The organism is Methylobacterium fujisawaense, from assembly GCF_039619325.1.
Lineage (GTDB): Bacteria > Pseudomonadota > Alphaproteobacteria > Rhizobiales > Beijerinckiaceae > Methylobacterium > Methylobacterium fujisawaense.
On sequence record NZ_CP155000.1, the window covers coordinates 416,479 to 428,646 of the forward strand.

A 12,168-nucleotide genomic window follows, 5' to 3' on the forward strand; every position below is an offset into this window, starting at 1 on the left:
GGTTCCTCGCCGCATCGACTCCCCGATATCAGTAACAACCCGTCGGAAATGCCGATTATTCCCGTTTCAGCTCGGGCGTCCGCCGGCCCGAGACCGGAACAGGTCGGCGAAGGCGCGCAGGTCGCGCGGGTTGAGGTCCGACACCGCCCAGTAGGTGAGGTCGCCGAGGTGCCAGCGCTCGATCGTGGACCCGTCCCGCCGTCCCTCGCCGTCCGGAGCCCCGTCGGCGGCGGAGACCACCGTGACGCTGATCACGTGCCGGTCGCGGCGATAGACCAGGGTCGGCACGGGGGTGCCGGCGACGATGTCGACCCGGCCGCCGATCAACGGGAAGCCCCGGTCCGAAAGGTCCGGAGCCTCGGGCGCGATGGTGGTCCGTCCGTTGAACCAGGGTTTCACCACGTGCCGGTCCGAGGAGGCGACGTCGAAGGGCTGGGGCGCCGCGAGGCCGCGGAGGTGGCCGGCGAGCACGGACGCGCCCGTATCGGGGGCGCCGCCGGGGCGGTCGAGATAGACGGCCCCGGCGCCGAGCGCGGCGCCGCCGGCGAGACCGAGGAGCAGCGTCGCGGCCAGCACCTGCCAGGAGCCGAGCCGGGTGCGGGATGGGGGCGGATCGGAGAAGCCGATCTGTTCGATCACGCCCGCCCGCAGGGTCTCCGGGGCCGACGGTCCCGCCAGAGGGCCGCGCAGGGCGCGCGAGAGGTCGCGGAGGCGCTCCGCCATCGCCCGCGCCGCGGGGTCCGCGGCGAGACGGCGCTCCATGGCCAGGACTTCGCCAGGGGACAGTTCGCCGTCCGCGTAGGCGCTGAGGAGCTGGAGGGTCTCGTCGTCGGTCATCGCCCGTCCTTCGCGAGCCGTACAAGCAGATGCTGCCGCGCGCGGCCGAGGCGCGACATCACGGTTCCGATCGGGACGCCGGTCACCGCGGCGATCTCCCGATAGCTGAGGCCATGGTACTCGCGCAGGATCAGCGCCTCCCGGAAGGCCACCGGCAGGGACCCGACCGCCCGGGCGAGCTGCCCCGCCTCGTCGCGGGCGATGAGGGTCGACTCGGGCGTCTCCGGGGCCTCGGCCAGGGCGCCTCCGGTCTCCAGTTCGGCGCGGGCTTCGGGGGCGAGGTCGTCGGCGAAGACCACCGCCCGCGGCCGGTGCCGCTGCAGCCAGGAATAGCCGGTGTTGCGGACGATCGTCAGGAACCAGGCGCGGGCATTGCCTTCGGCGAACCCCTCGATCGCCCGGAACGCGCGCAGACACGCCTCCTGCATCACGTCCTCGGCGTCGGTGGCATTTCCGGTGAGCCAGTGCGCGAGCCGGTAACCCTCGTCGAGGCGCGGCAGGACGAACTGGCTGAAGCGCGCCCGCGCCAGGGTCGTCATGTCGGCGGCCGGGCCGGGCCCGCCCCGTCGAGAGCCTGCGAAGCCATGGGGTCCCGACCCTCGTGCTCCAGACCGCAGCGTGGTGCCACACGATCAGGAACCGGTGGGCGGCGGGATTTATTCCCGCCCCGCGCCGGGACTTTCGGTCCGACGGCGCGCGGCTCTGCGGCCGGGCCCCGGCCCGCCTGGCGGCACGGGCCGGATGCGCGATCCCGGGCGTCCGCGTCCCTTCCAACGGGAAGGGGCAGGGCCGCCTCCTCGGAGACGGCGCCTGCCCCTGGATCAACTCGCGGCTCGCGTCACGGTTCGGTGCCGCGATCGATCCCGAGCCGTCGGATCAGTAGCGGCAGACCCGCCGCGGGCCCCAGGGAGTCGGGCGGAAGAAGCAGCGGGGGCCGTAGAAGCGCGGACGACGGTAGATCGGCCGGCAGCGCCCGTACGGGCCGGGCGCCCAGCCGGGTCCACAGCCGAAGGCGACGGTGCTGACAGACGCGGGGCCGGTGATCGCGGCGGCTCCGGCGGGTGCCAGGGGCGCCGCGCTGGCGGAGACGAGGCCGAGGCCGCCGATGACGGCCGCGGTCGCCGCGAACATCTTCACGTGCATCATGATCTGACCTTCTGTTCGATTTGTGCCGGTCGGGACCGACACAAGGCCACGATAGAATGGTCGTCTCGCCTGAATGTGGGCTGACCTCCGCCATAACCGTCCAGAAACAAACATTCCGGAACCCTCCGGCGGCGACCGCCGAGAGCAGACTTCCGGTCCGAACCGGCGTGATCGAAGGCTCCTGAGGCGCTGCGGTTGGGGCCTCGGTTGCCGACGATGACGCCCTTCGGCTCGCGCAGTGGCTTGCGCAGGGGCTCGCGCAGAGGCTTGCGCCGGATCGGGCTGCTGCGTCTTCCGCTCCCGTTCCCGCGCCTTGAAAGGCGCTCAATCCTGGCCGCCGTCGGGCCGATCCCGCTCCGCTCCGAGACGCGTCCCCTCCCCGGGGATGGCATCGCGGGGCGCCGGGGCGCGGGACCGTACCGGGCGGGACGCGGGGAGTGAACGCGCCGCAGGAACAGAGCCGCAGGGCTCGTGTTGTCCGCCAAATCTTTTTCACGAGGCGCGACGATGTCGGGTACAGCGAAGAAGACCGACCCCAAGCTGTGGGAGAAGGTCAAGACGCAAGTCACGAAATCGGACAAGGGTGGCAAGCCTGGCCAGTGGTCGGCGCGCAAGGCGCAGATGGCGACCGCCGAATACAAGAAGGAAGGCGGTGGCTATGCCGGCAAGAAGACGGCCGACAACCATCTCCGGCAATGGACCGACGAGGAATGGGGCACGAAATCGGGCGAAGAGAGCGGCAAGACCGGTGAACGATACCTGCCCAAGAAGGCCCGCGAGAGTCTGACGGACAAGGAATATGCCGCCAGCACGGCCAAGAAGCGGGCCGATACCCGCAAGGGCAAGCAGTTCTCGAAGCAGCCGGAGGCCGCCGCCGAAAAGGCCGCCGCAGCGCGCAAGGACGGCAGGAAGGACGGCAGGTCTGCCGGACAGGGCAAGACGTCCGGCAAGGGCTCCAGCCGGTCGGAGCCGACAAAGGCCGAGCTCATGCGCAAGGCCCGCGCTCAGAACGTGCCTGGCCGGTCGCGGATGTCGAAGGCGCAACTGGAACACGCGGTCCACGCCTGAGGCGTGACGCGGAGGGCCATCGCCAGGACGCAAGACGTCCCGGGCAAGACGTCCCGGGCAAGACGTCCCGGGAATGACTCCCGGGACGCTCCTCGGCTCAAGCGGCCAGTTTGATCGGGCTGGGGATGCTCAGGTCGAGAAAGGATACGGCCTGCTCAGAGGGCCTCGCGCTGTCCCGGTGGCCGGGACGCAGCCCCCCGCGGCGCGGGGGGCGCGATCGCGCGAGGATCTCAGTACGAGCCGAACTTGTAGTTCAGGCCGGCGCGGACGACGGCGAACTCGTCATCGCGGCGGCCAATGGTGTTGTACGCCACCGGGAAGTTGTTGGCGGCGTTGATGACGAACGCGCCCTGGTTGCGGGTGTTGCGGTCGAGGTTGACGTACAGGCCTTCGACCTTGAGCGTCACGGCCGACGAGCGGAAGAAGTTCAGGAAGGAGTCGGTGGGCAGGGCATACTCGATGCCGCCGCCGACGGCGTAGCCGGTGCGGAAGCTGTCATTGCCGGCGAAGCCGCCGAAGGAGCGGTCGGCGCTGCCCGAGCCGTAGGCGAAGCCGCCGGTGCCGTAGAACAGCACGCGATCGAAGGCGTAACCGATGCGGCCGCGGACGGTGCCGAAGAAGTCGAGGCTGGAGAGGCCGCGCGGGTCGGTGACGTAGTAGCCGGGAGCCAGCGGGCCGACAACGAAGGCGTTGTTCCGGTTGCGACCGAAGTCGAGGTACTGGGCGTCCGCCTCGATACCGACGACGATGCCGGAGCCGGGGGTGAACTGGAAGTTGTAGCCAACCTGGCCACCGCCGGAGAAGCCTTCCTGGTTGCGCTGGTTGAAGAAGGCGGTGGTGCCGTTGCCGTACGGGAAGGGCACGGCGAAGCTGTTGGTGTTGTTGCTGCTGGCGTCGAAGGCGTAGCCGGCGTTGATACCGAAATAGGCGCCGGTCCAGGTGAAGACCGGGACGGGGGTGAAGATCGGCGGCGGGGCGGCGCGGCGCGGCAGGTCGGCGGCCGAGGCGGCGCCGGTCAGGAGGGCCGTGGCGGCGCTCGCGAGAAGAAGCTTCTTGATCATCTGGTCCTCTGTCTCCCGTTGTGCGGGATGTGTGCGGGGCGGACAGAACGACAGGGCGCGCCAGGGCGATAGTGCGTCGCCGCAACAGCCCGGATACGGGCCCTCCCGCCAAGACAGCCAAGTGTGCTGGGGCACATCCCGATCGGGATTGGTCGAAGCGCTCTCGACCATGTGTATCGGAGTGTTTCCGAGAACAAAAAGCCCCGTCGCGCGGTGCGGACGGGGCTGAAGTTCGTTCGTAAACGTTCCCAGGACCAACCAGGAAGCTTCGACATTCACTAGAGCCTACCGGCAGGCGGCCCGCAAGTCCGTCTGCGACCCGAAGAGCGGTTAACATTAATTTACGAACAGCCCAGATCGGTTCCCCAGATTGCCCGCTTGCGCGAGGCGGGAGATCTGCTCCGGTCCGGGAGCGTATCGGATCGTTGCCCGTCGGGTTCGCGCCGGCCCGGCCCTGATCTTCCGGCGTCCGACGGCGGATGCACCCGCGCGAATAGGGGCCCGGCCGGATCCGGATCTCGGGCGGACGACCGTGAGTCCGGCCGCGGCCCCATGGACCGATCGATCTCCTGGACCGATCGATCTCCCGGGACGCCGCAGATCTCGCGCAAGACCCGGTGCCGGCTCCCGGTGCGGACCCGCTCCGCCCGGCCTGTGGGGAAGAACCTGTGGCCGCCGCACGGCCGAACGGCCGCGGCTTTCCCGGCGCATATCAGGCCCTATCTGCCCGGCCTCGTCATCGGTGGAGAGTTCAGGAGACGCGCATGGGACCCGTCGCGCTGCCTTCGATGCCGGTCCTCCCGGCCCGTATCGGGATCGGGCATCTGTGCCCCACGCCCGCCGGGAGGCTTCGGTGACGGACACGCCGGCCCCCTACATCGCGGTCGCGTTCCTCTCGGCGCTGTTCCTGCTGGTGGCCGGGCTGCAGGCGGAGGGGCTCCTATGGTAGGCTGCTCCGCCCGGGACCCGTGCGCACCCGCGCCTCCATCCGCACCGATGCCCGGCCGCGCCGGGACATGACATGTCCGCGAGCGTAGCGCGTCGATGTTCGGCTTCTCCCTCAATGCGACCGAGCCTGACAGCGTCGCGCACATCATCCAGGTGGCGCTCGCGCCCGCCTTCCTGCTGTCGGCCCTGGCGACGCTGCTCAACGTGTTCTCGACCCGACTCGGCCGGATCTCCGACAAGGTCGACAGCCTCTCGGCGGAGACCGCCCGGGCCACGGCCGCCGAGGCTGTCCGCCTCACCCGCCGTCTGACCTTCCTGCGGCGGCGCTCCTTCGTGCTGGACGTGGCGGTGGTCCTGGCCTCGCTCGGAGGCGGGCTGATCGGCCTGGCGGTGCTGACCCTGTTCGTCGGGGCCCTGCGCGACGCGGCGACCGCATCCGTCCTGTTCGCCTGCTTCGGCGCGGCGCTGATCTGCACGGTGGCGGCGATCGCGGCGTTCATGACCGAGATCCTCATGGCCGGCCGCGGTGTGCGCGACGAGGTCGAGCACCGTCAGGATGCGGTCACGACGCCACGGTGATGCCGCATCCGAATCACCCGGGCCGCGCCGGGGCCGGTCCAATCCTCGAATGCGACCCGCAACGGTGCGCCAGCGGTGCCCCCGTGGCGTTTCGGGGCGTGCGGGGCGCCGTTCAGAGTGCAGAACGGTCGATCCGCGGTCGCGCGGACGGCCATGAACGATTGCGGCGTGCGGGAACCGGGCCTTAATCTTCCGACGGCCTGATGCCGCCGTCGGCTTCGCCTGGGTGTTCCGTGATGAGCTTCGCGATTATGATTGCCCTCGTTGCCGGAGCGCTCTGCCTCGGAGTCCTGTCCGCGCTCCTGCCGTTCGGGGGGCGGGAGGCTGAGGAACCGCAGGACCTGCTCCCGTACGAGGATGAGTTCTTCGATCTGGGCGGCCCGGTGATCGATCTCGAGGCGCGCCACACCCCCTGATCCCGCCGGGAGGTGTCCTACGGGATGCCGGATCCCACCGTGCCGGGCGGCGGCGTCTGCCGGGCAGACCAGACGACCCGGCCTGCGGGGTCCCTCAGAGCCGCCGAGCCCGACCGGCCGGAGAGCAACTGCGTGAAGCGTGCCTTCGCGGTGGCGACCGCCGCTTCGTCGGTGGCGCCGGGAATCTGCTCGTCGTGGATAATGATGCCGCCGGCGCTCTCCCGGTGGACGATGCATTGCAGCCGGTAGGGCACCGGGGTCTTGATCGGGGCCATGGCGATCTCCTGGCCGGTCATGGGGGCGGCGCGCCGCCAGAGCCGGCGCGGCGACGCAGGATTCCGGACGGCGGCCCTTTGTCGGTCCGGATGGCGAGGACGCCGCAGGACGTCCGGCCGGCCTGGGATCGATGACTGGCTCACCTCCTTACCAGATTCCTTCGGCGCGGGCGGGTCTCCCCGCCGCGGTCTTCGCGCCCGCCCCGGCCGTCGCCGGGGCACCCCGGTGACACGTCTCAAGGCTCTCGAAGCGCGGTTCTCGCCCCTGCTCGCCCGCCGGGTCAGCGGCATCCCGGGCCGGCCATGGGGCCCTAGCCGCGCCGGCGCCCGATGACGCGTGGGCGGTGCGTCGGCCTGTCCGGCAGGCGGGATGGGTTCGATCCGGCCCGGTCGTCGGCCGACGTCCGGGGCGCGGGCAGCAACAGGGGCGAGGATCGGGGGCGCTCGACGACGACCGCCTCAAGCAGGACCGGACGCATCGTCCGTGTGGGCCGCGTCACGGGCCCCGGACGTGTCGCGAGGGTTCCGAGGGCCCAGAGCCCGAGGCAAAGCAGGCCGATGAGGACCCCGTCCCAGGACGGCTCGGTCCGGCACATCAGGATGCCGGTCCCGGTGAGGGACGCCCCGGCCGCGAGCAGGCGCGGTGTCGGATCGGCGGAGTTCATGCCGTACCCTCCGTGGCGTTCCCTGAAGACGCGTGAACGGCATCGCTACACTTGTCGGCAACCCCCCTGTTCTCCCCGATGCACACAGCGGTCGCTGCGGTCGGTTCCGGCGAGCGCACCTCGATCCGCCGGCCCTGGGATGGGATATCGGCGCCGCACGTCCAGCCGCACGGCCCGTTGCTCGGCGCGGCGCGGATTCAGACCTCCACCTCTTCGACATGGAGGCCTCCGGCCCGCAGGTGGCTCGGGATCCGGGTGCGGTCGCGGAAGCCGGCTGCGCGCGCCATCGCGTCGAGGGCTGTAAGGGGATCGAGCGCGGAGCCGATCCAGAGGATCGCCCCCGTCGCCGCCTGCATGATCCGGAACACCTTCACGCCACGCCCCAGGTCTCGACCTTCGGACAAGCTCGGGGGGCTCCGGGGTGTTCCCGGCGGAAACGGCGCGGCCCGCGGCTCCCGCCGCCCTAAACGCGCGGAACGGCCTGCATCCGAACGGGTTGAGGCTCGGATCCGATGCCCGGCGCCCCCGAGTCTTCCCCGAGGCCCATGACCGACTTCATTCGCTACACGCCCGACCTGGAGGCTCCGCAGCCCGATGAGGCGGCGGTCCATGCGGGCATGGTCGAGCAATTCGCCAAGATCCAGGAGACGACCCTGAAGGATTACGGCCACGCGGTGCGCGGGGTTCATGCCAAGGCGCACGGCCTGCTGGTCGGCTCCCTGGAGGTGCTGCCCGGACTGTCCCCCGCGCTCGCCCAGGGCGCCTTCGCGGCGCGGGGGCGCCACGATGTGGTTTTGCGCTTCTCGACCAATCCCGGCGACATCCTCGACGACAGCGTGTCGACCCCCCGGGGCCTCGCCATCAAGATTCTCGGCGTTGCCGGCGAGCGCCTGCCGGACGCGCAGGGCCTGACGCAGGATTTCGTCCTGGCGAACGCGCCGGCCTTCACGGCGCCCGACGGGGCGGCCTTCCTGAAAAGCCTGAAGCTGCTGGCGGCCACCACAGACACCCCGCAGGTGTTCAAGAAGGGCTTCTCGGCCCTGCTGCGCGGCGTCGAGGCGGTGCTTGAGGGACTCGGCACGAAGAGCCCGACAGTCATCGCCCTCGGCGGTCATCCCGAAACCCACATCCTGGGCGAGACCTTCTACAGCCAGGCGCCCCTGCGCTGGGGCGATTACGTCGCGAAGGTCGCGGTGGCGCCGGTCTCGCCCGAACTGACCGCGCTCACGGGCGCCGCCCTGAACGTCAACGGCAAGCCGAACGGCCTGCGCGAGGCGGTCGCGGCCTTCTTCGCCGCGCAGGCGGGCGTCTGGGAAATCCGGGCTCAACTCCTCACCAATCGCGAGACGATGCCGGTCGAGGACGCCTCGGTCCCCTGGCCCGAGACCGAGAGCCCCTATCGTCCTGTGGCGCGCATCACCGTGCCGCGTCAGGAGGCCTGGAACGACGCGAAGGCGCGGGCGCTCGATGACGGCCTCGCCTTCAGTCCTTGGCACGGCCTCGCCGCCCATCGTCCGCTCGGCGCAATCATGCGCGCGCGCCGAGTGGTCTATCCCCGCTCGGCCGGCTTCCGGGCCGAGCACAACGGCTGCCCGATCCACGAGCCGGGCAGCGCGGCCGCATTCCGGGTCTAGATGCTTGCACGGGCATGCCCGTGGACTGCGGCCGATTCGCGCCGCTCCCAACCGGGCGGGAACGGGGCTGCCCGGGGGCGGTTCTCGAAGGCAAGCCGGCATGGGCCGGCACGTCGAGAATCCGATCGGGATCCAGGAGAGCCATGACCAGCCGAACCGTTCAATCCGCCCTGCTCGCTCTCGCCCTCGTCGCCGGCAGCGCCGGGATAGCCGCCGCGCAGAGCACGCCCAACGGCAACACCTCGTCCCCCGGCGCCCCTGCGGGCGACAACAGCACCGGCAACGGTGCCACCGGCAGCGGCGCAGCCCCGAGCGGACGGTAACGGGGCTCGACCATCAGGATCGCAGTCCGCGATCCTCACAACCGTGTCCCGTCCCGTCCCGCGGCCGACCGGCCTGCGGGACGTTCCGCATCCGGCACCGGATCCCGCAGGACAGGACGAGCCCGGAGCGCAGAGTCCGGTGTTTGGAACGGAGTGCCACTTTTCTAAGCAGCAGGAATCGCCATACTGGCGGCGGGGCCGATGCCATGTGCGCGGTCCGGACCACAACACGGGCGATGCGACCAAAACCGATCCTGCTGCTCACGGGTGAGAGTCCCGGTCATCGTCAAGCCGACGACTGGCGCGACGCCGTCGCGCCGTTCTGGGACTTCACGATCCGCAAGGAAGATCTGTCCGATTTCCGCGGTCAGTCGCGGGTTCGGCACCTCGGCACCGCGATCGTCTGCAGCGCCCGCGCCTCCGGGCTCCGGTTCGTGCGCGAGCGTGGCCTGGTGGCCCGGATGGGCGTCGATCATATCGTCGCCCACATGCGCGTCTCCGGACAATCGAGGGTGGCGGTCAGCGGCAGGGAGCAGGATTGCGCGCCGGGGGACATCTGCCTGTTCGACCTGTCGCGGCCCCTCTCCGCCGCCTCCACGGATTACGAGGCGATCACGGTCGTCCTGCCGCGGCCGCTCTTCGGCGCCCGGCAAAGCGCGCTCGACACCCTGCACGGGGCGGTGATCCGGGGTGCGACGCCGTTCGGCCGGATGCTCACCGACCACCTGCGCTCCCTCAGCACGCACGCGACCGGGTTCTCGGAGCCGGAGGCCGCTGCGGCGGCTGAGGCCACGGCCGCGCTGCTCGGTGTGGCGGCCTTGGGCTTGCCGCAGGAGGATGGGGGCGCCCAGCCACTCGAGCGGCCCCCCCTGCTCGTCGCCATCCGGCGCTTCATCGAGGCCGAGCTTGCGTCCACGGACCTGACCGCCGAGGCGATCGGGCAGCGGTTCGGCGTCTCGCGCAGCGCCCTGTACCGGCTGTTCGTCCCCCTCGGGGGCGTGTCCGGCTATATCCGGCAGCGCCGGCTCGCCCGCGCCTATCGGGACCTCGCCGCCGGCGACGGGCGCTTCGCCCGCATCTCCGATGTGGCGTATCGCTGGCGGTTCGAGAGCCCCGCACATTTCACCCAGGCCTTCCGCGCAGAGTTCGGCTGCGCCCCTCGGGATGTCCGCGCGCAGGTCGCGATCGAACCCGGGAAATCGTCGGGCACAGAGCCGCCGGCCCCGTCGGAGACCTGGACCGACTTCTACGATTGGGTTCTCAAGCTGGCGGCCTGAGCGGATTCGGGCCCCGAACCGCGTGCCCCGGCTCCGGCGGGCGCTCTGGAGCCGCGATGACCTCCGGGATTCGGCAGCGGCACCCGCGGGTGTCGATCCCGGCCTCTCAGGGCACCTGCCGTGGCGCTGCCATCGGGCGATCCGCATGGAAGCAGCCGGGATCGCCTCCCCGGCGCTGCGGCTTCAGCCTTGCCCGATCCCGTCCGGTAGCCTGCCGCCAGCCCGGCGGCAGCGTCGTCCAGCCGATGGAGCCGCGCTGCGACGCACTGCCCGCCGGGACCTTCCGGTTCCTGCGGCAGGGGGGCGCCGGTCTGGTGCGGGGGATCGATCCTGGTTCGCTGAATGATGCGGCGTCGCCCCGATCGAGGCCGCCCGCGCCGGTGAGGCGGGCCGTGGCTTCGCCGTGGTCGCCGCGGCGGTGAAGGTGACCGCCGGAATGACCGCCCGGACGACGGACGAGATCGGCGGCCGGATCGCCGCGATCCAGGCGGCGACCGAACGGGCCGGTCCGGGGCGGCGGCGGTCCCGCTCAGGCCGGGAGGATGTGCAGCATCCCGCCGACCATGCCGAGAGCCCCCATGCCGATCAGCCCGACGGTGATGTACAGCCGCATCCGGCTCGCGTCGGCGGCCGACGACGGAGGGATGTCTTCGGGCAGGTCGGACCAATCCATCAGGTGAGCATAGCCGGTCGGGTGGGCGGGAGGCGCCGCCCTAGGCCGGCCCGATGACGGCTGGATGACGGGCCCGCCGGAGCGGCACAGGCCCCGGCCATGCTGCCGCGGTGCCGCGACGGCTTCACGGGCAGAACGTTCGCTGCCCGGGCGCGCAGGGGGACGGTGCCGCCGTCCTCGAATCCCGGCGTCTCCGGCAGGTCGACGGCCTTCATCAGGGCCCTGCGACCGGCTCCGCCTCGACCTGGGCCATCGCGGCCCCGCCCTTCGATCGCCGTCGCCGTGGCGGGGATATCGTTGCGCGCGCCGTGCTCCATGGGGCCGCCGCATTGCGCGGCCCGTCCGGTTGCCGCCCCCGCCTGTCGCGGCTGGGGCTCCGGCTTCAGGGGCGGGATCGGGGGCCGGATCCCGCCCCGGCATGAGGCGAATCAGCGACGGTCCGGGGCTCCGGCCGCGCCGCCGGCCTTGTCGCCGCCCGGCTGGAAGCCGGCCGCATTCGGCGGTCCCTTCATCCGGCCGTCCTGTTTCGGCATCTCCGAGCCCGGTGATCCGGTCGTCGTGCCCGTCGTCGTGCCCGTCGTCGCGCCCTTCCCCGTCTCGTCCTTGCCCGTATAGCCGGCCGCATTGGGCGAGCCCTGCATGCGGGGGCCGGTATTCTCCGCGGCCGTGGCGGCCGCGCCCGTCGCCAGGAGGCCCGCGACGGTCAGGCTGATCAACGTCTTCATGTGCGAATCCTCGGAACGCTTCCCCAGGCTGCCTCTACCGGGCCTGTCGGGAGCAACGCGGCTGGACGGATCCCGTTCACGTCCCCGGGATCGGGGTTGCGCGAGCGCCGGGCCTGCGGGGAAATACTTGCTGCGATGCAATATTTCCGCGTCCGAGAAGGCGCGGCGCGCGTTTCGCGGAGTGATGTATTGATTTATCTTCGGGCCTGCGCGCGTTCGAACAATTGCAATCCAAGGCAGAATCTGATTGAATATTCGTATACGTCGCGTCCTATCGTGGTGACTGAATTCGCTTGTGGCCTCTCGGGCTGCGCGAGGAGGTCGAACATGTACGCTTTGGCCAAGACCAAAGAGAGAACCGACTGGGAGCTGGTCGTCGTCTTCGGTGGCTGGATCGTCTTCGAGATCGCGATCCTGACGTTGTGCTTGGTGTCGATGTAGACGCTCTCGGAAAGACATCCGTTCTGGCCCGTCCGGTGCCGTGCGGGCCGGCCGGACGCATGCGCCGGGCCACCAATGCTTGGAGATGCTCGGAGATGCT

The 12,168-nt window shown here is 70.9% G+C and carries 15 protein-coding genes and 1 pseudogene; 7 read left to right on the top strand and 9 right to left on the bottom strand.

The features are described 5' to 3' along the window. Positions 1-66: 66 nt before the first annotated feature. The 3 genes from ABC766_RS02080 to ABC766_RS02090 all read right to left on the bottom strand — a co-directional run bounded on the left by ABC766_RS02080 (position 67) and on the right by ABC766_RS02090 (position 1,983). Positions 67-837 carry an anti-sigma factor family protein gene (locus tag ABC766_RS02080; protein ID WP_075379974.1) on the bottom strand — a complete coding sequence of 257 codons (771 nt, stop codon included), beginning with the start codon at positions 835-837 and terminating at the stop codon, positions 67-69. Then, on the bottom strand, positions 834-1,376 hold the full coding sequence (locus ABC766_RS02085; RefSeq protein WP_345820937.1) for a sigma-70 family RNA polymerase sigma factor: 543 nt from the start codon (positions 1,374-1,376) through the stop codon (positions 834-836). Before ABC766_RS02085 ends, ABC766_RS02080 begins: the two co-directional genes overlap by 4 nt. Before the next feature lie 337 nt (positions 1,377-1,713). Continuing rightward, on the bottom strand, positions 1,714-1,983 hold the full coding sequence (locus ABC766_RS02090; RefSeq protein ID WP_043756560.1) for a GCG_CRPN prefix-to-repeats domain-containing protein: 270 nt from the start codon (positions 1,981-1,983) through the stop codon (positions 1,714-1,716). A gap of 507 nt (positions 1,984-2,490) precedes the next feature. Here ABC766_RS02090 and ABC766_RS02095 point away from each other — a divergent pair. Next, positions 2,491-3,051, top strand: a complete 561-nt coding sequence (locus tag ABC766_RS02095) for a hypothetical protein (protein ID WP_043389277.1) — start codon at positions 2,491-2,493, stop codon at positions 3,049-3,051. Positions 3,052-3,281: 230 nt separating this feature from the next. On the opposite strand, the gene ABC766_RS02100 is transcribed toward ABC766_RS02095, so the two are convergent. After that, complete coding sequence (locus ABC766_RS02100; RefSeq protein ID WP_345820941.1) at positions 3,282-4,112, bottom strand: porin family protein; 831 nt, start codon at positions 4,110-4,112, stop codon at positions 3,282-3,284. A gap of 1,044 nt (positions 4,113-5,156) precedes the next feature. On the opposite strand from ABC766_RS02100, the gene ABC766_RS02105 reads away from it, so the two are divergent. Further along, the gene (locus ABC766_RS02105) at positions 5,157-5,639 is read left to right on the top strand and encodes a DUF2721 domain-containing protein (RefSeq protein ID WP_043355782.1); all 483 of its coding nucleotides are present in this window, start codon (positions 5,157-5,159) and stop codon (positions 5,637-5,639) included. Positions 5,640-5,875: 236 nt separating this feature from the next. After that, a complete protein-coding gene (locus tag ABC766_RS02110) occupies positions 5,876-6,055 on the top strand; it encodes a hypothetical protein (protein ID WP_043355784.1) in 180 nt (59 codons plus the stop codon). 17 nt (positions 6,056-6,072) lie between these two features. Here the strand turns inward: ABC766_RS02110 and ABC766_RS02115 are convergent, their stop codons facing one another. The 3 genes from ABC766_RS02115 to ABC766_RS02125 all read right to left on the bottom strand — a co-directional run bounded on the left by ABC766_RS02115 (position 6,073) and on the right by ABC766_RS02125 (position 7,399). Beyond that, the gene (locus tag ABC766_RS02115; RefSeq protein ID WP_345820945.1) at positions 6,073-6,330 is read right to left on the bottom strand and encodes a hypothetical protein; all 258 of its coding nucleotides are present in this window, start codon (positions 6,328-6,330) and stop codon (positions 6,073-6,075) included. Positions 6,331-6,641: 311 nt separating this feature from the next. After that, the gene (locus tag ABC766_RS02120) at positions 6,642-6,995 is read right to left on the bottom strand and encodes an energy transducer TonB (protein ID WP_345820948.1); all 354 of its coding nucleotides are present in this window, start codon (positions 6,993-6,995) and stop codon (positions 6,642-6,644) included. 197 nt (positions 6,996-7,192) lie between these two features. Beyond that, a complete protein-coding gene (locus ABC766_RS02125; protein ID WP_342144970.1) occupies positions 7,193-7,399 on the bottom strand; it encodes a hypothetical protein in 207 nt (68 codons plus the stop codon). 141 nt (positions 7,400-7,540) lie between these two features. Here ABC766_RS02125 and ABC766_RS02130 point away from each other — a divergent pair, with 141 nt between their 5' ends. From ABC766_RS02130 to ABC766_RS02145, 4 genes and pseudogenes are all read left to right on the top strand, one after another. Continuing rightward, the gene (locus tag ABC766_RS02130) at positions 7,541-8,629 is read left to right on the top strand and encodes a catalase family protein (protein ID WP_345820951.1); all 1,089 of its coding nucleotides are present in this window, start codon (positions 7,541-7,543) and stop codon (positions 8,627-8,629) included. 143 nt (positions 8,630-8,772) lie between these two features. Next, entirely contained in the window at positions 8,773-8,952 is a 180-nt protein-coding gene (locus ABC766_RS02135) for a hypothetical protein (protein ID WP_043355788.1), read from the top strand. 236 nt (positions 8,953-9,188) lie between these two features. Further along, positions 9,189-10,229 (top strand): helix-turn-helix domain-containing protein, encoded by a 1,041-nt coding sequence (locus tag ABC766_RS02140; protein ID WP_345820953.1) that lies wholly within the window; start codon positions 9,189-9,191, stop codon positions 10,227-10,229. A 355-nt stretch (positions 10,230-10,584) separates the two neighbouring features. Then, a pseudogene (locus tag ABC766_RS02145) lies at positions 10,585-10,734 on the top strand (methyl-accepting chemotaxis protein); the annotation flags it as partial. 24 nt (positions 10,735-10,758) lie between these two features. On the opposite strand, the gene ABC766_RS02150 reads toward ABC766_RS02145, so the two are convergent. Both ABC766_RS02150 and ABC766_RS02155 read right to left on the bottom strand, forming a co-directional pair. Continuing rightward, positions 10,759-10,902: a hypothetical protein gene (locus ABC766_RS02150; RefSeq protein ID WP_167380411.1), complete on the bottom strand. Its 144-nt coding sequence runs from the start codon at positions 10,900-10,902 to the stop codon at positions 10,759-10,761. Positions 10,903-11,330: 428 nt separating this feature from the next. Then, a complete protein-coding gene (locus ABC766_RS02155) occupies positions 11,331-11,627 on the bottom strand; it encodes a hypothetical protein (RefSeq protein WP_043355801.1) in 297 nt (98 codons plus the stop codon). Positions 11,628-12,168: the final 541 nt, after the last annotated feature.